General features: G+C 53.7%; 16 protein-coding genes. 7 read left to right on the top strand and 9 right to left on the bottom strand.

Going from position 1 to position 21,746, the window contains the following annotated elements; all coding sequences use genetic code 11:
* The first annotated feature begins 38 nt into the window (after positions 1-38).
* Both lpxA and lpxB read left to right on the top strand, forming a co-directional pair.
* Positions 39-863, top strand: a complete 825-nt coding sequence (gene lpxA / locus VPK24_RS02810; RefSeq protein WP_393010557.1) for an acyl-ACP--UDP-N-acetylglucosamine O-acyltransferase — start codon at positions 39-41, stop codon at positions 861-863.
* The gene (gene lpxB / locus VPK24_RS02805; protein ID WP_393010530.1) at positions 856-2,034 is read left to right on the top strand and encodes a lipid-A-disaccharide synthase; all 1,179 of its coding nucleotides are present in this window, start codon (positions 856-858) and stop codon (positions 2,032-2,034) included. The genes lpxA and lpxB overlap by 8 nt, the downstream gene beginning before the upstream one ends.
* A 42-nt stretch (positions 2,035-2,076) precedes the next feature.
* On the opposite strand, the gene VPK24_RS02800 is transcribed toward lpxB, so the two are convergent.
* A complete protein-coding gene (locus tag VPK24_RS02800; RefSeq protein WP_393010528.1) occupies positions 2,077-2,703 on the bottom strand; it encodes a ribonuclease D in 627 nt (208 codons plus the stop codon).
* Positions 2,704-3,414: 711 nt separating this feature from the next.
* On the opposite strand from VPK24_RS02800, the gene VPK24_RS02795 reads away from it, so the two are divergent.
* On the top strand, positions 3,415-4,524 hold the full coding sequence (locus tag VPK24_RS02795; protein WP_393010526.1) for a M15 family metallopeptidase: 1,110 nt from the start codon (positions 3,415-3,417) through the stop codon (positions 4,522-4,524).
* Positions 4,525-4,556: 32 nt separating this feature from the next.
* Here VPK24_RS02795 and VPK24_RS02790 read toward each other — a convergent pair whose 3' ends face one another.
* Together VPK24_RS02790 and hpsE are read right to left on the bottom strand one after the other, a co-directional pair.
* Complete coding sequence (locus VPK24_RS02790; protein WP_393010525.1) at positions 4,557-5,711, bottom strand: RNA-guided endonuclease InsQ/TnpB family protein; 1,155 nt, start codon at positions 5,709-5,711, stop codon at positions 4,557-4,559.
* A gap of 158 nt (positions 5,712-5,869) precedes the next feature.
* Positions 5,870-7,852, bottom strand: a complete 1,983-nt coding sequence (gene hpsE / locus VPK24_RS02785; protein WP_393010523.1) for a hormogonium polysaccharide biosynthesis glycosyltransferase HpsE — start codon at positions 7,850-7,852, stop codon at positions 5,870-5,872.
* Positions 7,853-8,093: 241 nt separating this feature from the next.
* Between hpsE and VPK24_RS02780 the strand changes: the two genes are divergently transcribed.
* On the top strand, positions 8,094-10,082 hold the full coding sequence (locus VPK24_RS02780; protein WP_393010521.1) for an AMP-dependent synthetase/ligase: 1,989 nt from the start codon (positions 8,094-8,096) through the stop codon (positions 10,080-10,082).
* 139 nt (positions 10,083-10,221) lie between these two features.
* Positions 10,222-10,830 (top strand): hypothetical protein, encoded by a 609-nt coding sequence (locus VPK24_RS02775; RefSeq protein ID WP_393010519.1) that lies wholly within the window; start codon positions 10,222-10,224, stop codon positions 10,828-10,830.
* 11 nt (positions 10,831-10,841) lie between these two features.
* Here the strand turns inward: VPK24_RS02775 and VPK24_RS02770 are convergent, their stop codons facing one another.
* Both VPK24_RS02770 and VPK24_RS02765 read right to left on the bottom strand, forming a co-directional pair.
* Positions 10,842-11,594, bottom strand: coding sequence for an EcsC family protein (locus VPK24_RS02770; RefSeq protein WP_393010517.1), 753 nt, complete (start codon positions 11,592-11,594; stop codon positions 10,842-10,844).
* 159 nt (positions 11,595-11,753) lie between these two features.
* Positions 11,754-12,938, bottom strand: coding sequence for an NAD(P)H-quinone oxidoreductase subunit H (locus VPK24_RS02765; RefSeq protein WP_099533504.1), 1,185 nt, complete (start codon positions 12,936-12,938; stop codon positions 11,754-11,756).
* A 454-nt stretch (positions 12,939-13,392) separates the two neighbouring features.
* Between VPK24_RS02765 and prmA the strand changes: the two genes are divergently transcribed.
* Positions 13,393-14,286, top strand: a complete 894-nt coding sequence (gene prmA / locus VPK24_RS02760) for a 50S ribosomal protein L11 methyltransferase (protein WP_393010514.1) — start codon at positions 13,393-13,395, stop codon at positions 14,284-14,286.
* Between the two features lie 175 nt (positions 14,287-14,461).
* Here prmA and VPK24_RS02755 read toward each other — a convergent pair whose 3' ends face one another.
* From VPK24_RS02755 to VPK24_RS02745, 3 genes are all read right to left on the bottom strand, one after another.
* On the bottom strand, positions 14,462-14,713 hold the full coding sequence (locus VPK24_RS02755; RefSeq protein ID WP_099533502.1) for a hypothetical protein: 252 nt from the start codon (positions 14,711-14,713) through the stop codon (positions 14,462-14,464).
* 307 nt (positions 14,714-15,020) lie between these two features.
* Entirely contained in the window at positions 15,021-16,223 is a 1,203-nt protein-coding gene (locus VPK24_RS02750; RefSeq protein WP_393010512.1) for a GNAT family N-acetyltransferase, read from the bottom strand.
* Between the two features lie 261 nt (positions 16,224-16,484).
* Positions 16,485-17,087, bottom strand: a complete 603-nt coding sequence (locus VPK24_RS02745) for a cytochrome b (RefSeq protein WP_393010510.1) — start codon at positions 17,085-17,087, stop codon at positions 16,485-16,487.
* A gap of 249 nt (positions 17,088-17,336) precedes the next feature.
* Here VPK24_RS02745 and VPK24_RS02740 point away from each other — a divergent pair, with 249 nt between their 5' ends.
* Positions 17,337-17,936 (top strand): DUF3177 family protein, encoded by a 600-nt coding sequence (locus VPK24_RS02740; RefSeq protein WP_393010508.1) that lies wholly within the window; start codon positions 17,337-17,339, stop codon positions 17,934-17,936.
* Between the two features lie 265 nt (positions 17,937-18,201).
* On the opposite strand, the gene VPK24_RS02735 is transcribed toward VPK24_RS02740, so the two are convergent.
* Positions 18,202-21,126 carry an ATP-binding protein gene (locus VPK24_RS02735; protein ID WP_393010506.1) on the bottom strand — a complete coding sequence of 975 codons (2,925 nt, stop codon included), beginning with the start codon at positions 21,124-21,126 and terminating at the stop codon, positions 18,202-18,204.
* Positions 21,127-21,746 lie beyond the last annotated feature (620 nt).

The following is a 21,746-nucleotide window of genomic DNA, read 5'->3' as shown; positions in this document are numbered from 1 at the left end:
GTATTAGTGTGTCAGGGCAGCGCGATCGCACCGATCCCATGAAAGCAGCGATTCATCCGACGGCGATCGTTCATCCCGACGCAGAACTCCATCCCACGGTGACAGTCGGCCCCTATGCCGTCATTGGCCCCGCCGTTTCAATCGGGGCCGAAACTCAGATTGGCCCCCATGTGATCATTGACGGTTACACCACCTTGGGGGAACGAAACCAAATTTTTGCAGGAGCCGCGATCGGCACAGAGCCTCAAGATCGCAAATATCAAGGGGCCCTCAGCCAAACCATCATCGGCAACGACAACAAAATTCGCGAATACGTCACCATCAACCGCGCCACCCACGAAGGGGAAGTGACCCAAGTGGGGGACGGGAACCTGTTGATGGCCTACAGCCACGTGGCCCACAACTGCCTCATTGAAGATGGGGTGGTGATTGCCAATGGGGTGGCCTTGGCGGGCCATGTGACGATCGAGTCGCGGGCCACCATTGGCGGCGTGTTGGGGGTTCATCAATTTGTCAAGATTGGCCGGTTGGCCATGGTCGGCGGCATGAGCCGGATCGATCGGGACGTGCCGCCGTTTATGTTGGTGGAAGGCAGTCCCGGCCGGGTGCGCACCTTGAACCGCGTGGGGCTGAAGCGGGCCGGCTATGACGAGCTAGACAACGGCCTGACCACCCAAACCCTGAACAAGGCCTTTCGGATTTTGTATCGTTCTGAGGCCACGTTGGAGCAAGCCCTTGAGGAGCTAATGCTGCTGCCCTCCTGCGAAGCGTTGCAACACTTGATTCGGTTTTTGCAGCAGTCTAAGGCGGGACGGCGGGGGCCGATGACCGGTCGCAAACCACACCGCAGCAGCCATGACTAAGTTGGGAACGCCCGATCGCCCTTTGCGGATTTTTCTGAGCACGGGGGAAGTGTCCGGGGACTTGCAGGGGGCCCTGTTGATCCAGGCCTTGCAGCGGGCGGCAGCGGCTCGGGGTCAGGTTTTGGAAATTACGGCGCTCGGAGGGCCGCGCATGGCGGCGGCGGGGGCCCGGTTGATTTTTGATACGAGTGCGATCGGTTCGATCGGCCTTTGGGAGGCTCTGCCCTTCGTCATTCCGACCCTAAAGCTTCAGTGGCAAACCAAGGCCACCCTCCGCCAGCAACCGCCTGATGTGGCCGTTTTTATTGACTACATTGGCCCCAACTTAACCATGGGCCATTTCTTTAAGCGCCAATTGCCCCAAGTACCCACCGCTTACTACATTGCACCCCAAGAGTGGGTGTGGTCCCTGGGCGATCGCAACACCACGCAGGTGGTGGGGCTGACGGATGTGATTTTGGCAATTTTTCCCCAGGAAGCCACCTACTATCAGCGCTACGGAGCCGCCGTGAAGTGGATTGGGCATCCGTTGATCGATCGCTTGGCCCAAGCGCCCGATCGGGCCGCCGCCCGCCAACATTGGGGACTGAGCGCCGATGAATTGGCGGTGGTGTTGCTGCCGGCCTCCCGTCGCCAAGAGCTAAAACTCTTGATGCCCAGCCTTTTTGCGGCCGCTCGCCAAGTGCAGGATCATAACCCCAAGGCTCGGTTTTTGATTCCGGTTTCTCTGCCCGCTTACCGACCCGCCATTGAACAGGCGATCGCTGAATTTGGTCTCCAGGCGGAAATTGTCGGTGATAGCTTGCTGGCCATGGCCGCCGCCGACTTAGCCTTGACCAAATCTGGCACGGTGAATCTGGAGTTGGCGCTGCTGAAAGTGCCGCAGGTAGTGATTTATAAAGTGAGTCCGATCACCGCTTGGATTGCCCGTCACCTGCTGAAGTTTTCAATTACATTCATGTCGCCGCCCAATTTGGTGGCTGAACAGGCGATCGTCCCGGAGTTAATGCAGGAGCAGGCCAGCCCCGATCGAATTGCCCAAGAGGCGATCGCCCTGCTGAAACCCGATCGGGCCGCCCAGCTTCAGCAGGACTACCAAGCCATGCGCGATCGGCTCGGGGGCGACGGCGCAACCGATCGGGCAGCCCAGGAAATCTTGAACTTGATTTAAGCGCTCCTAGCTTGCAGAAATAAGGGGCAACAACCGCAGCCTTTAATGCTCGAAAATATTTTCGTATTGCAGTAAGTCGAGTTGCACGATTGTTTGGAGAGCCACAAAACATTGTTGGGCCAATTCCCAACGTTCTTCACGCTGCAACATGGCCATTAATTTCTGTCGGGCACTGAGCAAATAGCGCACATCATTGGAAGCATATTCCAATTGCGCCACTGATAGATTCACCGCATTTCCCCAATCGGAACTCTGCTGGCGTTTATCCAACTCCACCCCTTCCAGTTCATTAATCAGGTCTTTGAGGCCATGTTTGGGGCTGTAGGTGCGGGCTAATTTACTAGCAATTTTGGTGCAAAAAATGGGGTTCGTTGCAATATCCAGGTGGTATTGCAACATGGCCACATCAAAGCGGGCAAAGTGGAAAACCTTCTCGATCGCCTCATTTTCCAAAAGCTGCTTCAAGTTTGGAGCGGCAGTCTGCCCTCGGGCAATTCGCACGACGGCCACTTGCCCCACCGAATTACAAATCTGCACCAAACAGAGGCGATCGCGCCAGGGTTTAAGGCCCATAGTTTCCGTATCGATCGCCAGGGCAGAGGCTTGGCGATAATCAGCCAGGGCTTCCGCTGATAAATCTTGTTCAAAAACTTGAAAATTTTCTAGCATTTTCTTCAGGAACCACGGATTGAATGAATGTTAATCGAATCAGCATTAATTGAATTGGCCCCAACCCAATCCATTGGGCATGAACCCAATTGCAGCCTTTCCCTGAAACCATGGCTACGTCTCATCACAGATGCCATGAATCAGTGATTAGGTGGGCCATGATCACCCCGTGAGGGCACTCAATTCGCACTAATCAGCTTGGTACTCGCCAACTCGAAATTCACAAAATTGGCAATCCCCAAATTAGCATTAACCCAATGGACAATTCGCAAATTAACATTATTCAGTTAGCAGGATTAACTCAATCTAAAGAAATAGCCTGTTCATCCACCCATAAGAGGATGTCTGAAAAGCCAAAATTGCTACTCTGTCCGCTCCAGTGATCGACGTACGTAGACAAGGGGCTTAAGCCCCTTGCCCTCACAACTATTAGTGTTTGACACCGGCCAAAAGATACTTTTCAAACATCCTCTAAGCGCCTCAAGCTAGCACACAGAGCAAACACCCAGAAATAGCCTGATCCGAATTCCGAAACCCTGGTGCTCGCGCTGCGATCCTGAACAATCAAGCCCTTGAGTTGCGGTTGACATCTGGCTGAGGGTTCAATAAGGGCTGATTTTTTGGTCTTGGGCCCATGGCGCGGATGAATATCCCTAGAATGGGGGCGTAGTTTTTGCTGCAATCGTCTAGCACGCGCCCCAGTGGTTCAGTATGGATGCTTCGGATAGGGCTGAGAAGGCTGAATCGAACCAAACTGCCAAGCCTTCCTCGGCGGCGGGAGTTGGCCCCCAAGTGTCAAAACGCTCGCGCCCCGATCGCGCTTCAGCTTCAGAGTTGGAAGCTGGCTTGCTGACGGTGATGGGCAGTGCCGAAGTGCCGGAAGCGGTGCGCGATGCGAATCAACAGGTGGTGAATGGGCCGGCGCAGCCCCAGGGACGGCCCTGGCTCGGTATTCTGGGGGGGCTGTTGGGTCTCGGGGCGATCGCGGCGGGCGGTTTTGCCTACCTTTGGTCAGCGCGGCAGTTGCCCAATGCCTGGCAAGCACGCTTAGACCAAGTGATCGGTAGCACCCCCAGCCCCACGGCTCCCGCCAGCCCTACACCGGATCCCAACTCTCTGTTGGGCCATTTGCCCTACGAAGAAGCGCCCCAATCGGAACTTAGCCCCATTAGCAACGATGGTCAGATGCGATTGCGACGATCGGCAGCCCGGGCCTATCGCTCCATGGCCGCTGCGGCTCGGGCAGATGGGGTGAATTTGGTGGTGCTGTCGGCGTTTCGCTCCGTGGAACAGCAACAGTCTGTGTTTTTTAACATCAAGGCTGCCCGCAACCAAGCGGCCACCAAGCGGGCTGAGGTGAGTGCGCCTCCTGGCTATAGCGAACACCACACGGGCTATGCGGTAGACATTGGGGATGCCAATGCGCCTTCAACCAATTTGAATCAGAACTTTGAACAAACGAGGGCTTTCCGCTGGCTGGCGGATCATGCGGCTCGGTTTAATTTCGAGCTGTCGTTTCCGGAGGGCAATCGTCAAGGCGTGTCCTATGAACCTTGGCATTGGCGCTTTGTGGGCGATCGCAACAGTCTGGAAACCTTCTATAAGGCTCGTCAGCAAGGGGTTGAACGATCGGGGAATGGCCCTGCTGGGACTGAAGTTCCTGAATCTACGCCGACTCCAACCGATCGCCCCGGTTCATTCTCTGAGTCCGATGAGATGGACTCCCCGATCGAGTCGCGTCCTGATGCGGTGGATCAGCAAGATCGCGAAAGCCAGGATTCTCAGGATTCTAATAACTCGCAGCCGTCACTAATTCACTAACAATTGCTGCAATTGACTAGCAAATGCAGCAATCAGGAAGCTTCCTGCTTCATCGCGGCGAAGTCGGCTTCATCCGCTCCACAGGCTGACACGACCGGACTAGCCGCCTTTTGCAGATTGATCGCGGCATTCAAATCGCGATCAATCTGCAATCCACAGTGATCACAATCAAACACCCGCTCTGACAGGGATAGGGTCTCTTTTTTCGTGCCGCAACGGGAACAAGTCTTGCTCGATGGAAACCAACGATCCACGATCACCAGTTCAGAACCATACAACTTCGTCTTGTAATCCAGTTGCCGCCGAAACTCATAGAAGCCCATATCCTGAATCGCCTTGGCTAGCTTGTGATTCGCCATCATTCCAGACACATTCAAATCCTCAATGACCACCGTGCCGTGGTTCTTGGCGAGGTAGATCGTGAGCTTGTGGAGCGTGTCTTTACGGATGTTGGCGATTCGCTGATGCAGTTGGGCGATCCTCAATTGAGCCTTTTTCCAATTGGCAGACCCGCGTTGCTTGTGGCGATTTAGCCATTGCAAATGAGAGAGCTGGGACTCCAGTTGTCTGTAGGCTTTAGCGCCTTCAAACACTTCTCCAGTGCTGAGGGTCGCTAAAGATTTGACACCCAAGTCAACACCTACAACATCAATCAATTTAGGCGTAATGACAGGTTCTATCTCGATCCGAAATGAGATAAACCAATCATTCGCTTGGCGGCTGATGGTGACTGATTTGGGCTGGACATTCTGGGGCAAGGCTTCATAGGTCTTCAGGATGCCAATCTTGGGAACCTGAATCTTATTCAAACCCTTGATATGAATAGCTCCATCCAGTTCAAAAGAATCATGACGACCCTTTTTCTTGAATTGAGGAGCGCCTGAAGTCTTTTTGAAGCACCGATCCCAAGCCACCCGTAAATGGCGTAAAGCATTCTGGGGTGAGCTTTTTGAGACTTCGTAGTACCAAGGGTGTTCAGACTTGACCAAGGCTACCAACCACTTGTGCAAATCAATTCCAGATGGAAACTTGATCTTTTCCTCGGGATGTAATTGGTTATGGTCAAGGATGTTCTTAGTCAGTCCCAAACCCCAATTCCAAGCATGACGTGCGACACCGGCATGGCGCGCTAATGCGGTGCGTTGTTGGTTGTTGAGCTTGAGTTGAGTTTTGAATCCGAGTAGCATCTGTTCATTGTATGACAGCCTTTAGGATGGACTCGCATTTTTCAGAGAATGTTAGCAAATGACAGGAAATCAATCACTGTTGATTAACCCTCTCCTCGTTCTGTGATTGATCGCTCCTAGTCGATCGCTCCTAGTCAATCGCTCCCAGTCGATCGCTCCTAGATCTTGAGCTTCCGACCCCCAGGCAATCGGAGTTGCGCCAAGGGACTGAGGGCACAACCCCAGAAAAAAGCTTGGCGCACCGTGGCAGTCAGCGCGATCGAGGGGTCGGCATTTTGGCACAAGGATCGCAACTTCAGGGCTTTGTAGCCATTGGCAATCATGATTCGCAGCGCCAACCCGGGCCAGGAGATCGGGGGGGTAATGATCCGTTTGAGGGCAAACGTAGCCAACCCACAGGCCCGGGCCAGGCGAATGAGATAGGCGCGATCGAGTCGCCAAGCGGGAATTTGGTGATGGGTTTTTAAGCGGGGTGCAAACCAAATTTCCCAGCCCGCCCGCGCCAGGTGCAACAAGGGTTCATAATCATCCCCCTGCACGAAGCGGCCGGCTAATTTCCCGCTTAATTGGGGTTTTGGGGGCACGGTCGCTAACCAAGCAGCTCGATTAACAATCAACGCCGCAGCGGGCGGGAGGCGCAACTGCTGAGCCAGGAAAGGGCCGGGGCGATCGGCAAACTCAGGATAGCTGCGAATGGCTAAATAGCCTTCTAAGTCACGCAGGGCCGGCGGCGGGTCGATCGCGTAGGCTCCCAAGACCTTGCCCCCAAAGGCCCCGACTTGAGGATGAGCCTCCGCAAAGGCGATCGCCTCCCGTAGCCAGTCCGGTTCCGGCCAGTTGTCATCATCCAAAAAGGCCACCCAAGGGGCCGCCGTCAACCGCACGGCCCGTTGTCGGGCAAAGGCGGCTCCCTGGCGTGGTTCTTGGCTGATATGTAAAGGGCAACGGTTCCAAGTTTGTTGAATTTGACGCAGTTGGGCGATCGTGCCGTCATTGCTGTTGTTGTCGATCGCCCAAATTTCCCACCGCAAACCGGGCGGAATCTCCAGAGCTTGAAGCCGATCAAACAGGGCAGGCAGTCGATCGGCTCCGTTGTAAATTGGAATCGCGATCGCAATTTGGGGAGTCAAGGGCTGCGACGAGTCGGCCGCCCGTTGGGCCGCATGGGCAATGACTTGGCGATCGCCCCGTTGCTCTCGATCACGAAACCAGCGACCCATCACCCAAGGACTGGTTAGGGTGCTGATCAGGAGCGATCGCTCGCAAACCAACACCGGATCTTGCGATCGCCAACCCCCCGGATGTTGCAGCCACCAGCTCAACAACCGACGCAAATCCGACAAACCATAGAACCACGGGATGAGGAATCGGCGCGATCGATCCACCCGCAACAGCCGCACCACATAGCGACTCAAGCCAATTCCCTGAGCAAAAGAGCGGAGATAATCGGCCGTGAAGCGAGTTGCCGGCAGCCGGTGACTGAGGCGCAAGGCGGGGCAATAGGCCACAGAGTAGCCCGCTCGTTGGAGATAGACCAGTGCTTCCAGATCTTCGGAAGTGAGCCAGGTGTTTCCCGTTCGCCCGCCCAAAATTAACCGAGGTGGCACGGCCGCCAGCCAAGCGGCCCGGCGCACCACCAACCCCGCCGAAGGCGGCAACAGGCCGCGCCCTGGGTCATACACAAATGGCCGATCGCCCCGATCGACAATGGCAAAGAGCGATCGAATCCGTGCAAATTCCACCGGCTCCGGCCCCTCCAAAACCGGCAGAATGCGCCCCCCAAAAGCCCCCACCAGGTTTCGATCAACCCAATCACTCTGGGCAAACTGCCACACCCGAGCCACCCAATCGGGATCCGGCACGGTGTCATCATCCAAAAAAGCCACCCAAGCCGCACCCGATCGCGCGATCGCCCGCTGCCGGGCAAAGGCCGCGCCCTGTTGTGGCTCTTGATCCCAATGAATTCGGGGCGATCGTGCTTGGAAGGCGGCCACCACCTCCCGGGTGCGATCGTCGCTATTGTTGTCAATCACCCAAATTTCCCAGTCGATCGCCTGGGTTTCCACCTGGGCCAACAACGCCTCCAGAACGATCGGCAGGCGATCAGCCCCGTTATAGGTCGGAATCGCAACAGTCAGCACAAATCAGCACAGAATCGAATTAGTGGCTATGGCTAGCAGTCTCCAGTATGAGTGATTCGATTGAAATTGCTCGGGTGGTATCAGGTAACGAGCTGTTAGGTAACAGATTGCGCTGGCCGCGAAAGCAATTGCATATTGCCCGTGCCATTTATCCGATCGCCTGAGGAGAGTTGCTGAAGCGGCAAATGACCCGATAGGGTTGTGTTGCTTTGTTGATCGCCTGTTTTAGCACCCCTTTGCCATGATTGCTTCTGCCTTTGCCGAATCGGAGCTATTTCCCCAGGATCGGGCCCAGATGGGCCGTGCCGTGGACTATTCGGGCGCACAAAATTTGACTCAAGTGTGGGTGCAGGCGGCCCAACGCTTTGACACGTTGCCGGCCCTGCGAGATCTCCACTTGTCGCCAGCACTGGAGCTGAATTTTGCGGAACTGCTGGAATATCTGCAAACGTTTGCGGCGGGATTGCAAACACTGCTGAGTCCTGAGGATACCAGTGCGCGGGAGGAGGCGGGATTGGTTGTGCCGCCTCGGGTTGCGCTGTTTGCAGACAATAGTGCTCGGTGGTTTGTGGCAGACCAGGGCACGATGGCGGCGGGGTTTGCCAATGCGGTGCGGAGTTCTTTGGCGGAAACGGAGGAGTTGCACTACATCCTGGCGGATAGCGGTGCGCGGCTCTTGATTGTTGAGAATCAAAAGACGCTGAATCGGTTGGCCGATCGCCTGGGAGATTTGCCTTTGGTGGCGATCGTGTTGTTGTCGGATGAGGAGCCGGTGCGATCGGGCGCGATCGGGGATGATGTGTTGCTTTGGAATTTTTTGGAGTTGCTGGAGCGGGGGCGCGATCGCCTGAAAACTCACCCCTGGCAGCCACCCAAACAGGATCCAAAAACCCTAGCCACGCTGATCTATACCTCCGGAACCACGGGGCAACCGAAAGGGGTGATGTTGTCCCATGGGAACTATCTCTATCAGCTCAGTGCATTCCGAACGGTGGTGGCTCCTCAAGCGGGCGATCGGGTGTTGACTCTGTTGCCCACTTGGCACTCCTTTGGCCGCATCGGGGACTATTACTTGCTCTGTCAAGGTTGCGTTTTGGTTTACACCAACATTCGCCAGCTCAAGGCAGATCTGAAAACCCATCGGCCCCAATACATGATGGCTGTGCCGCGTCTTTGGGAGTCAATTTATGAAGGAGTGCAAAAGCAATTCCAATCCCAACCGGCCAGTACCCAAAAAATTGCCCAAACCTTTTTGGGGTTTAGTGAGCGCTACGTGGGGGCCAAGCGCCGCTGGCAAGGGCTGGAGTTGCGATCGAAACCGGCGGCGGGTTTGGAAAAACTGCTGGCGGGGGCACGGGCGATCGCCCATTGGCCGCTGCATCGACTGGGCGATCGACTGGTGTATCGAAAAATTCGGCAGGCCACCGGGGGCGAGCTGCGATATGCCATCAGTGGCGGCGGTTCCTTGGCAACCCACCTGGAAATGTTCTTTGAAATTGTGGGGGTGAATGTGCTGGTGGGCTATGGTCTCACAGAAACATCCCCGGTGCTGACGGTGCGGCGCAACTGGCGAAATTTGCGGGGAACTTCTGGGCTGCCACTGCCGGCCACGGAGCTGCGATCGGTTGATCTTGAAACCCGCAAGCCGCTCCCGGCGGGCGAAAAGGGCCTAATTCTGGCCCGGGGCCCACAAATCATGGCGGGTTACTTTGGCAAGCCAGAGGCAACGGCGAAGGCGATCGACTCGGAAGGCTGGTTTGATACGGGAGATTTGGGTTGGCTATCGCCAATCGGGGACATCACCATCACCGGGCGGGCTAAGGACACGATCGTCCTGACCAATGGGGAAAATATTGAACCCCAGCCGATCGAGGATGCCTGTATTCGCAGTCCCTACATCAGCCAAGTTGTGTTGGTGGGTCAAGACCAAAAGACGCTCGGGGCTTTGATTGTGCCCAACCAGGAGGCGATCGCCGCTTGGGCCACAGAACAGGGGCTTGATCCGGTGGATCTCCAAAGCGATCGGGTACAGGCCTTGATTCGGGATGAGTTGGCGCGGGAAGTGAAAAATCGCCCCGGCTACAAAGCCGAGGAACGCATCGGCACCTTTCGTTTTTTGGCGGAACCCCTGTCGATCGAAAATGGTCTGTTAACCCAAACCATGAAAGTGCGGCGAAACGTGGTGTTTGAGCGGTTTGTTGACCTGATTGCCACCATGTTTGACGGCTAGCCCCCTAGGGCGATCACAGCCTCGGCCAAGGGCCGATTCCTTGGGTTGCGGTCGCCCTTGAAGCAGGATTTAGAAACCAGATTGCTTAGAAACCAGATTGCTTAGAAACCAAATTGCAATGATGTTCCAGGATCCAGCCTTGTTCAAACATTTCCTTGGGCGGGCCGCTTTGCTCTCCGTGCTGCTCTGTACCGGCGGCGCGGCTCTGGCGGGCGATCGGGCTGTGCTGCCGGATTCAACCAAACAACCGATTCAGGTCAAGGAACGGCGAGTGGAGCTTGTCCCGATCGCGGATCTGTTAGCCAATCCGCAACGGTGGGTCGATCGACTCATTGAAGTGCAGGGCCGTTTGCAACCCAGCCCGGATCCGCAAGGGGCGATCGGCTGTACCCGCATGGCCTGTCCTTTTCCCAGCAGCGCCCAGCCCGGTGACCAGCGAGATTGCAATCGCTGCCAAGGGCCCGCCGGATTGCGAGCGGGGTCTCAATGGCTAGCCCTCAGCAATTTGCGGTGTACGGGTGTTGAACAACTGACCTTGCGCCCGGGCGGTCAGGTCGATCGCACCATTCGTTGGGAAAGTGCCCGACTTGAGGATCAAACCTGGAGCCTCGATCGGTCTTACAGTGCCGTGGGGACATTGCGGCGCAGCACTGGCCCCGGAGCCGATCGCACCCAATACGAATTTGAAATTCGATCGCTCACCGCTCTGGGTCAAAGTTCTTCTGAGCCAATCCCCGGCTTGTGGTAGCACTTAGTCTCTTAGGAAATTGTAGGGAAGAACTTTTTAGCTGCTTGACCAGATGTGTTGATAAAAAAGCCATCGAAACCGGCACTCACCAGCCCGCCAGCGATCGGTACGAGCTTCATCAAGTTCACAACCCCCTTTTCTCCCGCTTTCGTGAGCAGACGAAAACCGACACGCTTATTAATCTCAATCAGAACTTTGCCAGGAACTTGGGAAATGACTTGTTGAGTCAGCTTATTCGTGACAGTTACTCCGACTGCTTTAAGAGCAGCTTCAGCTCCTTCACCAATTAGACAGAGCAAGATACTAGTCCGAACCTGGTCACAGCGCAGGTCATAACCACGCAAATGGGCTACTGCTGCAATGGTGTTGGCTGCTAAGGCATAGGATGCAGCTAAACCGGCTGGTAGCGTCACAGGCAGAGTTGCAAGACCGCCCAGGCCTGAAAGGAAGCCAGTTCCTGAGGCGTAGGCAGTGTGCCAACCAATGACTGACTCGATAGCTGCTTCTGGGTTTCCTTTGCAAGCTCTGAGGTGGTCTTCGGCAATGTACTCCGCAGAAGGTAAAAAACCAAAGCCATTGACTGTTGAGTCTAAAAGCCAAGGAACAAGCCCACCACTCTGATCATTGCGATCATCTTGATTATTTTGCTCATTGCGATCACTTTGATCATCGTGATCGTCTGGCTCATTTTGATCACTTTGGTCATTGTGATCATCCTGCTCATCATAATCGTCGAACCCGTCGGAATTGGCATTAGGAGTCATAACAACTTATGAACTGCCTGATAAAGGGCTATTTTGCTAAGTAGTTTAACTTGAATACACAAAAATGAGGGCATGTCGTTATTACATAACAAAAAGCGAGATCATCTCAAAGGACAACCTCGCTCAGAATTCAATTGGAATGCAAATTGGTTGGCAAATTTAGCGATCGACTGATCCCATAATCACGTCGATGCTGCCCAGAATCGCCATGATGTCCGCCACCTTCACGCCCTTCAGCAAGTGCGGCAGGATTTGCAAATTGGTGAAGTCCGGAGCCTTGATCTTGAAGCGCCAGGGGAACACATTGTCATCACCCACGATGAACACACCCAGTTCGCCCTTGCCGCTTTCGAGGCGCACATAATGTTCGCCCTTGGGAATCTTGAACGTGGGAGCCAGCTTCTTGCCAATGAATTGATAATCAAAGCCGTTCCATTCGGACTTTGGCCCGCCCAGCATCCGTTGGGCTTCCAGGTTTTCGTAGGGGCCGCCCGGGATCTGATCCAGCGCTTGCAAGAGCATCTTGTTCGACTCGCGCATTTCCCGCACCCGCACCAGGTAGCGAGCGAAGCAGTCGCCGCCGGTTTCCCACTGCACATCCCAATCCAGTTCGTCGTAACACTCGTAGTGGTCAACTTTCCGCAAGTCCCACTTCACGCCCGAACCGCGCAGCATGGGGCCCGAGAGACCCCAGTTGATCGCTTCTTCGCGGCTGATCGTACCAATGCCTTCCACTCGGCGGCGGAAGATCGGGTTATTGGTGATCAGTTTTTCGTATTCGTCGATTTTGGGCGCGAAGTAGTTGCAGAAGTCGCGGCACTTGTCGATCCAACCGTAGGGCAAGTCAGCGGCCACGCCGCCCATGCGGAAATAGTTGTTGTTAATCAGGCGTGCGCCCGTGGCGGCTTCCCACAGGTCATAGATCATCTCCCGTTCGCGGAAGATGTAGAAGAAGGGGGTTTGCGCACCCACATCGGCCAGGAAGGGGCCAAGCCACAGCAGGTGGTTGGCGATTCGGTTCAGCTCCAGCATGATCATGCGGATGTAGCTGGCGCGGCGGGGCACTTCAATGCCGGCGAGCTTTTCGGGAGCGTTAACCGTGATTGCTTCGTTGAACATCCCGGCGGCGTAGTCCCACCGACTGACGTAGGGCACGAACATGATGTTGGTGCGGTTTTCGGCGATTTTCTCCATGCCGCGATGGAGATAGCCAATGACGGGTTCGCAGTCGATGACGTTTTCGCCGTCGAGGGTGACGATGAGCCGCAACACGCCGTGCATGGACGGGTGATGGGGGCCCATGTTCACGACCATCGGTTCGGTTTTGGTTTCAATCCGGGTCATAGGATCGATCGGTCTCCGTTGGTGGTTGCACTGGGCATCGCGTGTGGGCGATCGCCGCGTTAAACAAGTCGGTGGCTGGGCGCACGACCGGTGGATGGCGATGGAACACCGCTTGCCATTATCAACCGAAATTGCGGCGGACTGGCGGATCAGTGGGGAGCGATCGATTGTTTTTTGTTTGATCGCCCATAATCGCGGTTGTCGGTCATGGCAATTACGATGGCAATTATGGGTGAGTTGCCCATCATCACCCCGCTGGACTCCTCTTTGGACTCATCATCAGTCATTGGTCTTAATCAATCCTGCTTAATTCTGGTTCATGCTGATTAATTCTGTTGGATCTTGATTCTGCTCAATTCTGGTTAATGTTTAATGCCTGATGCCTGAGGAATCGCAAGGGCCATGGGACAATAAAGCGACAGAAATTCAAAAGCGCCCCTTCAGGACTTGATCCATGGCTAATAGTTGGTGGGAAATCAACATTCGCTGCCACCCATTACTCGAAGATACCGTTTATTGGCGAACTCAAGATTTTGGTTGCCGAGGCACCTCTAGCCAATACAAAGGCAAGAATTGTTTGATTTCCGCCTATTTGCCCCAAGAGCAGGCGCAACTCCTAGATCTTTCTGCCCTAGCGCTTTGGCTACGCCAAGATGCCATTTTGGCCAATTTGCCTGAGCCAACGGTCAAATGGAATTTGATTGATGAAGAGGACTGGTCGAGCAGTTGGAAAGAACATTGGCAGCCGCAAGAAGTGGGCGATCAGTTCTTGATTTGTCCGGCTTGGTTGGATGTGCCGGAGGCGGGTAAGCGAGTAGTGGTGCGTTTGGATCCGGGGGTTGCCTTTGGCACGGGGGCCCATCCCACAACGCAACTCTGCATGGAATCAATGGAGATGCGCTTTGACGGCAAACCCACGGAGCAGATCATTGCGGACATTGGTTGTGGGTCGGGAATCTTGGCGATCGGGGCGTTGTTGGTGGGGGCCAAAACTGCCTACGCGGTGGATATTGATCCCCTATGTTTGCGGGCAACCCAAGAAAATATTTCGCTGAATCATATTCAGCCCGATCGAGTGCATCTGGAGCAGGGATCTTTTGAGAAGTTGCAAGAGATGTTGGGCGATCGCAAAGTGGATGGCTTTTTCTGCAACATTTTGGCGGAGGTAATTGTGGATTTGATTCCGCAATTAGAACAAATTAGCCATCAAAAGACCTGGGGAGTGTTGAGTGGCATTTTGTTAGATCAAGCCAAGGCCATTTCTGACACGTTGGAGCAAAGTGGTTGGATTGTGGCCACGTTGTGGAAGCGTCAGGAATGGTGCTGTATTAATGTGCGGCGATCTTAAATCGTGAAGAAATGGATCTAATTCTGGTCTGATGCTGGTCGGATTGCGATCGCCAGATCATTGCTCATCATCAGCGTCAATTAACCCAAGCGCGAGATCAGATTCTGCGAGATCGAACGCTTGGTTAATTGATTACAGCTTTGATCGCAAATTTAATCGCAGATTTGATCACGGATTACAGGTGGCTTTGGGCTGCGCAAAGTCGGGTAATTTGGCGCTTGGGGCCTACGGAAACCAGGTTGCAACTGAGGCGATCGCCCTGGCCCACTTGGCTCAATTGTTGCTTGCCCGCTTGCCAATGGCTGGCCATTTGGTTGAACCAGCGCCCGGCCAGGTTTCCAGATCTGGCGGAGGCCACATCTTCAACAGTGGCCACCGCGATCGACCCCAACAGAACCATGCTCGCGATTTGAATCAGACGCTTCATAAAAACGGGCACTCCAGCGGATCGTAGCCAGAAATTGAATTCACTCAACAACACCAGCCGATCGGGGTGATTGTGCTGCGATGTTCATGGGTTGCAGCGCTCAGCGTTGAATCGCAGGATCGCTCAGCCTGGCACCACAGCCCGATCCCTGCAACACCGCTGCTACAGCCTTACTGTTGAATATGCCCTGCAACGGGACGATCGCTTCAGGTAGAAGGCCAGTTTAACAACTGCGTGAAGGTTCTGCTGCAAAACGGCTTAAAGCCTTGCTTAAAGCCTTGATTCAAAAATTTGCTGAAATCTGGATTTAGAGTTTTAGTTCCGGTTGAGCTTGGCTAAACGGCAACTCAGCATTAATGGCATCAATTTGTTGTTGTTCGTATTGGTTAATTTCATCAATATAGGTTCGCAAAATCCGATCAAGCCGGGGGTGATAAAGCCGGTGCAGACTGTGATTGGGGGTTGCCGGGAATCCGCGCCGCCGTTTGTGTTGCCCCCCTGCGCCGGGGTCAAAAAGTTGAATTCCGTGGGCGATCGCCCAGTCGATCGGCTCGTAATAACAGGCATTGAAGTGCAGATGGTCAATTTCTCGCGTGCAACCCCAATAGCGACCGTAGAGTCGATCGCCCTTGGTGATGCAAAAGGAGAGGGCGATCGGGTGGCGATCGTCACCGTGGGCATGGGCCGTAAATAACACCACGCGATCGGCTAATTGATCGGCCAAATCCACAAAAAACTTGCGCGTTAAATATTGGCTGCCGCCCCAAAATTTTTCGCAAGTGCTGCTGTAAAAATCATAAATCTTGGAAAAATAGCCATGGGGAATTTGTGACCCCTGCCAAGTTTTGAACTCCAAGCCACTATTCACCATGGATTTTCGCTCGCGTTTGATATTGCGGCGCTGATTGGCATTAAAACTAGCTAAATAATCTTCAAATGTTTGATAGTTATCGCTCGTCCAAATATAGCTATGATGTTTCCAGGTAATGAAATCACCTAAGGATTCCATAAGTTGTTGCCATTGGGGATCCACAAATAGAAAATGACAGCCGGACACATGATGTCGGCTACAAAAATGATCGATCGCCCCCAGCATCATTTCGGTGATCGCTCGTTCATCTTCAGCGGGGTCAATTAAAAACCGATAGCCTTCCGCTGGCGTAAAAGGGGTCATTCCTAACAGCTTGGGGTAGTAATCAACCCCTAGGCGATAGGACAAATCTGCCCATTGATGGTCAAACACAAATTCGCCATAACTGTGTCCCTTGAGATAGAGGGGAGCTGCGGCCACCAGCTTTCCCGATCGGCGAACGACCAAGTGGGATGGTAACCATCCTTCCTGCGGAATTGCGCTGCCCGATGTTTCCAAATTATTCAGCCAAGCCCATTCTAAAAAGGGGGTTTTTAGAGGTTTGGCTAATGCATCCCACTCCTGCGGACTCAGATCCGCCATCCGACTAACCCAAGAAAGTTCGTAGGCAATTTGTTCGGTGGTTGCGGTTTGGACCATGGTTCACAGGGCGATCGAGGGGGCTGATTTAGTCAAAATGATGCGCAATCGGTGCTGCTAGGTTAACGGCAGCGCTTTCGATACCCTAGCGCGATCGCCCTAGGCTTTCAAGGCAAGTGAGACAAATGACAAAACCCCGGAAGGCGGAGCGGTATCCATCTTCCGGGGCTTTCTCGCCGGGCGCGATCGGCTTTCCTCAGATTATTGGAGGTCACTGAAGATGACTGGCGATGACTTGAAATGACTTGAAATGACTTGAGATTACTTGAGAGCCGTTTTGGAATTGCTGGATGATGACTTGTTCCAAAAACCTGTCCAACGCCGCCACAGGGCACGAACAACTTTCCATTGATCGATCGCGTGGGCAATCACAAACACCAAAAAGCTATAGGAAAACCAAAAGTGTAAGCCACGCCCCAAATCCACCATTTCAGCATTTTGGGGAAACAGATCCGGCACAACAATGCCAAAAAATTTGACATTATTAGGCCTCACGGAATTAGACAAAAAAACGCCCGTGACCGGAACCACAATCATGAAGACATAGAGGCTGCTGTGCAATAAAAATACACGCCACCAATGGGCGGACAGTTTGGGTAGCCGACGGGAATATTTTCGCCACCAAACTCGAAACAACAGCAGCACCCGTCCCAACAACAAACCAATGGTTAAAATCCCGATCGACTTGTGGAAATCATAGAAACCGGAGCGAAAGGAAACCTCGCGCGGCAGTTGCGCCATGAAGGTTCCTCCCACAAACAAAACGAGATAGGCCAACGCCATCCACCAATGCAAGGACATCAAATTTTGGAAGGCATTGTTGAGGCGGCGTTTGGGTGGGGCAACCTGGGCAGAATCAGCCATGACGTTTAGGAGTTGGTAATCGTCAACTAGTCATAATCATAACGAGTACATATTAAATTGTGGGTTAAATTGTGGGCGCTGGCGGCAACTCATCGAGATTCAGCTAAACCGGTTGGGCATCGTCGGGGCGATCGCCATCCACAGCGCGGCCCATAAGGGGAAACAGCGCGGTAGCATAGAGTGCGCCAAAGTGTGCGACACAATGCACACCCAAAACTTCAAAATCTGTCGGCTCGATCGCCCCTTCCTATGGCTGAAAACTGGTTGGAATCCTTGGTTTGGACGGACTACCGCGTGGCGGTTTTGTTTACCGTTTTGATACCGCTAGGGCTGTTGCTGTGGGCGCTTGTGGCCAAGGCCGACGCGCTGCAAAAGCTGATGGTGATCTATTGGCGGGTTTCGAGCCTGCTGGCCATCACGGTGTATTTGATGATTGGCTCTTTGCCCGTGAGCTTTGTGGCGGCGCTGGGGGCGCGGGTGTTGATTCCGCTGGGACTGTGGTTTTGGGTCGATTTAAACGAAGAAATTGACGACCAACCCCAAGGCCGGTTGAAGTTTGCGTTTAAGGCTTGGCGCTGGGCCATGACGATTTACTGCGCGATCGGGACGGTGGCGCAGGTGTTGACCTTGCCCTGTGCCCTGAAGCCCAGCGAAGTGCTGGTGAAGGATGCGGCTTGCCGTGTTTGGTTGGAACCCACTTGGCTCTATCGGGAATATTTCCACAACAACACCAACCCTAGTTTTTTGGGCGTGTTGGGGATTTTAGGCTTGGCGATTTATGTCATTTATTTGGCCTATTTTGTAGTGTTCCGGTTGGGCAAACAGGGGCGATCGGCAACGGGGATTTAGGGCCTGTCGTCAAATCGCCGGAAACTCTGACTTCACCGTTAGCAGCTCGTGGGGGACAAGGGGCTTAAGCCCCTTGTTACGACAACCGGAACATGGAAAATCAATCGTTTTCACATGATTCTAGGAAATGACGACAGGCCCTAGGATCTTGATGTTTCCGTTGCCAAATCTTGAGGGCAAGGGACTAACTGTTCTGGCCGAGGGCGATCGGGGTGTGGATTGAGATTGAGATTGGGATTGGGATTGGGATCTGCGAGGCGATCGCCTAATCTTCCACAAATTGCCGCATTGGAATTTCAATCAAAAAGCTAGTTGAATGATTCAACTCCGATCGACAAGTTAATCGGCCGCCATGCCTTTCCACCACAATCTGTTGGGCAATGGACAGACCCAAACCGGTTCCCTTGCCCACATCTTTGGTGGTGAAAAAAGCATCAAACAAGTTTCGTTGCACCTCAGGGGCAATTCCGGGCCCATTGTCCGTAATCACAATCTGCACCGTTTCGGGATCGACCAAGGTGGTGGTGATGGCAATTTGCGGCGGTTTCCGATCGCCCCGCTTGTCCTCATCGATCGCGTCGATCGCATTGGTCAGCAAATTCATAAACACCTGATTCATTTGCCCCGCGTAACACTCAATGGGGGATAGCTCGCCGTAGTGTTTTTGAATCTGAATCGCTGGGCGTTGATCCGTGGCCTTCAGTCGGTTGCTCAAAATCATCAGCGTGCTATCCAAACCCGCGTGAATGTCTACGCTTTTCACCTCCGCTTCGTCCAGCCGCGAAAAGGTGCGCAAGGACAGGACAATTTCCCGAATGCGATCGGTTCCCACCCGCATTGATTTCAACAGTTTGGGCAAATCTTCCTGCACAAACGTCACATCAATTTCGTCCGCCAGTTCCAAAATTTCCGGCGTGGCCTTGGGAAAGGCCAATTGATAGGCAACCAACAACGCCAACACATCTTGCACATAGTTGCAGGCATGTTCGAGGTTGCCGTGAATGAAATTCACCGGATTATTAATTTCGTGGGCCACCCCTGCCACCATTTGCCCCAAACTGGACATTTTTTCCGTTTGGACCAGTTGTGTTTGGGCTTTTTTCAACACCGTCAGGGCTTCGGATAATTGGGCGGTGCGTTGTTTCACCCGCTGCTCCAAATCCTTGGCCAAGTCTTGCAGGGCGGCTTCGGCGGCCTCGCGATCGCGCACTTCCTGCTGAAGTTGCAGGTTTTGGTTGTCCAACTCCTCCTCAGCCAGTTCGCGACTCTCATCGGTCAACACCCACCACCAGACCGCAATCCCCGACAAAACCAGCAACATCGCATACAAAACCCCAAAGGTTTCCAGCAGCGGTATTGATTCGACATCGGGTTGCGCGAGGGGCAACTCAGCGATCGGCCCGAGGGTGTAAACCAGCGCAAAAATTACCCCCAGCAGGGCTGCCATGGCTGCAAACAGCCCCAAAAAACGCACCATCCGCTTGCCCAACCGCAAAGACAGGCGATCGCCAAAAATGGCCCGCGCCACAATTGGAGCCAAGCGAATCTGCTCGCCCACGGAGGGCTTGCAGGAGTCATGACAATGGGCATCCAGGCTGCAACAGAGAGAGCAGATATGGCCGTCGTAAACGGGACAAAAAGCCAAATCCGATGGCTCATACTCGTTGTCACAAACGCAGCAACTGACCAGGGTGGCGGCTGGAAAATTCAAGCGCACTTCATTGGGGCGCGCGATGTAGTAGCGGCCTTGGGTTGCCCAGGCGATCAACGGCGACAGTCCGAAGGCAATCCCCAGGGCCAAAAACGGCGCATAGGCCCGCAGTGTTTCCCCCAAAAGCCCCACAAAGGCCACCATGGCAATGGCCGAGGCCACCGCCATCGAGCCAAATCCCACAGGGTTGAAGTTGTAAAGATAGGCGCGTTTGAACTCAACGTAGGACGGACTGAGTTTGAGGGGTTTGTTGATCACCAAGTCCGCCACGATCGCCCCAATCCAGGCGATCGCCACGTTGGAATAGAGACCCAACACGGCCTCTAGGGTTTCAAAAACCCCCAACTCCATCAACAGCAGGGCGATCGACACATTGAACACCAACCACACCACTCGCCCGGGATGGGAGTGGGTGAGCCGCGAAAAGAAATTTGACCAGGCCAGGGATCCCGCGTAGGCGTTCGTGACGTTGATTTTGATTTGGGAGATGATCACGAAAAACACCCCCACCGTCAGCACCACTTGGGGATCGTCAAAAACGGTGGCGAATCCGGCCAGATACATTTGAATTGGCTCCTTGGCCTTAGCAAAGGAAGCACCATGCTCGATCGCCAAAGTGGCCAAAAAGGCCCCGCCCAACTGCTTGGCTGCCCCCAGCACAATCCAACCGGGCCCCGCCGCCAACACCGCTAACCACCAGCGAATTCGATTGTTGGGGCCACATTCCGGCAAAAAGCGTAGATAGTCTACCTGTTCGCCCAACTGGGCAATGAGCGAAAAAGAAACGGTGGCCGCCGCGCCAAACAACAAGGGATCAAAGGCGGCTCCGCTGGGGGAGTTTCCGGCAAAGTGCAGCCAGCGATCGAGGGCGGCCGGTTCCTTAAGGCCCACAAACACAAAGGGCAACCCCATCAAAATCAGCCAAATCGGTTGCGTCCAAAACTGCAACCGTTCGATCGCCGTGATGCCATAAAACACAATCGGCAGCACCACCAAAGAGCAGAGGATATAGCCCAGCCACAGGGGAACGTGCCAATAAAGCTCTAAGGCTTGGGCCAGGATTGCCGCTTCCAGCGCAAAGAAAATGAAAGTAAAAGAGGCGTAAATCAGCGAGGTAATGGTTGAGCCAATGTAACCAAAGCCTGCGCCTCTGGTGAGCAAATCAATATCGACATTGTATTTGGCGGCGTAATAGGAAATGGGAATTCCAGCTAGGCCAATCAGCAATCCCACCACCAAAATTGCCCAAAAGGAATTGCTGAATCCATAGCTAATCACTAAAGATCCACCGATCGCTTCAAGGGCCAGAAAGGAAATCCCTCCTAAGGCCGTATTGGCAACTAGAAACTCCGACCACTTCCGAAAAGACTGGGGTGCATAGCGAAGGGAATAGTCCTCGATCGTTTCGGTGGCTACCCAAGCGTTGTACTCTCGACGCTTCTGCACAACCTTTTTGCGGGGCATATACGGGGTCGTCATAGCAGGTCAAAAAGATGACAGAATGGAGCAATTAATATACTTAGACGAGTTGAATCCCCTTGAGCGGGAAATCAATTGAGCGCACTGATTGCCGAAGATGGGCGATCGCGGCCATTATGAATAACCATGAATTTCGTCAACTTATGGCTAAAGCCGGGTTACGCCAAGATAAAGCCGGATTAAACCAAATTGAGTGGGTGATCGCATCAATGATCGAATGATTGATTGAAGAGACTGCTGCATCGTAACTCGCCCATGGTTCTACCCCATCGCGCTCCAAGGATTGACGATCGGGCTGATTCTTGGCAGCAGAATTGTTGATTATTTATTAATCATATCAATGATATCAATTGTTCTTCGGCTACTTCTAAAGTGTTGCTCGATTGTCTCAACGTTGGCCCTATTCGCAGCGATTAAACATGCTCAACTGAGTTGTCCCTTGGTTTTAGTATTCCTGGAGACAATTTGCTAAAGATTTATAAATTTCTCTTCATTTAACGTGAATTCGGGATAAGGGGAGCGAAGGAAAGACGGGGCTGGTTAAGCTGAGGCATTAACCAAAACAACACTCAGCCCAACCCCGCCATGCTCAGTCTAGAAGCTCTGTTCTGCAAAATCGA

This window comes from Limnothrix redekei LRLZ20PSL1, from assembly GCF_043235035.1.
Lineage (GTDB): Bacteria > Cyanobacteriota > Cyanobacteriia > CACIAM-69d > CACIAM-69d > CACIAM-69d.
The sequence above is the reverse complement of the archived record's forward strand: the minus strand, read 5'-3'. Positions and strand labels throughout refer to the sequence as shown.

Excerpts from the sequence above, each read along its gene's own strand:
- lpxA (WP_393010557.1), top strand. The coding sequence starts at position 39 with ATGAAAGCAGCGATTCATCCGACGGCGATCGTTCATCCCGACGCAGAA.
- lpxB (WP_393010530.1), top strand. The coding sequence starts at position 856 with ATGACTAAGTTGGGAACGCCCGATCGCCCTTTGCGGATTTTTCTGAGC.
- VPK24_RS02800 (WP_393010528.1), bottom strand. The coding sequence starts at position 2,703 with ATGCTAGAAAATTTTCAAGTTTTTGAACAAGATTTATCAGCGGAAGCC.
- VPK24_RS02795 (WP_393010526.1), top strand. The coding sequence starts at position 3,415 with ATGGATGCTTCGGATAGGGCTGAGAAGGCTGAATCGAACCAAACTGCC.
- VPK24_RS02790 (WP_393010525.1), bottom strand. The coding sequence starts at position 5,711 with ATGCTACTCGGATTCAAAACTCAACTCAAGCTCAACAACCAACAACGC.
- VPK24_RS02780 (WP_393010521.1), top strand. The coding sequence starts at position 8,094 with ATGATTGCTTCTGCCTTTGCCGAATCGGAGCTATTTCCCCAGGATCGG.
- VPK24_RS02770 (WP_393010517.1), bottom strand. The coding sequence starts at position 11,594 with ATGACTCCTAATGCCAATTCCGACGGGTTCGACGATTATGATGAGCAG.
- VPK24_RS02765 (WP_099533504.1), bottom strand. The coding sequence starts at position 12,938 with ATGACCCGGATTGAAACCAAAACCGAACCGATGGTCGTGAACATGGGC.
- prmA (WP_393010514.1), top strand. The coding sequence starts at position 13,393 with ATGGCTAATAGTTGGTGGGAAATCAACATTCGCTGCCACCCATTACTC.
- VPK24_RS02755 (WP_099533502.1), bottom strand. The coding sequence starts at position 14,713 with ATGAAGCGTCTGATTCAAATCGCGAGCATGGTTCTGTTGGGGTCGATC.
- VPK24_RS02750 (WP_393010512.1), bottom strand. The coding sequence starts at position 16,223 with ATGGTCCAAACCGCAACCACCGAACAAATTGCCTACGAACTTTCTTGG.
- VPK24_RS02745 (WP_393010510.1), bottom strand. The coding sequence starts at position 17,087 with ATGGCTGATTCTGCCCAGGTTGCCCCACCCAAACGCCGCCTCAACAAT.
- VPK24_RS02740 (WP_393010508.1), top strand. The coding sequence starts at position 17,337 with ATGGCTGAAAACTGGTTGGAATCCTTGGTTTGGACGGACTACCGCGTG.
- VPK24_RS02735 (WP_393010506.1), bottom strand. The coding sequence starts at position 21,126 with ATGACGACCCCGTATATGCCCCGCAAAAAGGTTGTGCAGAAGCGTCGA.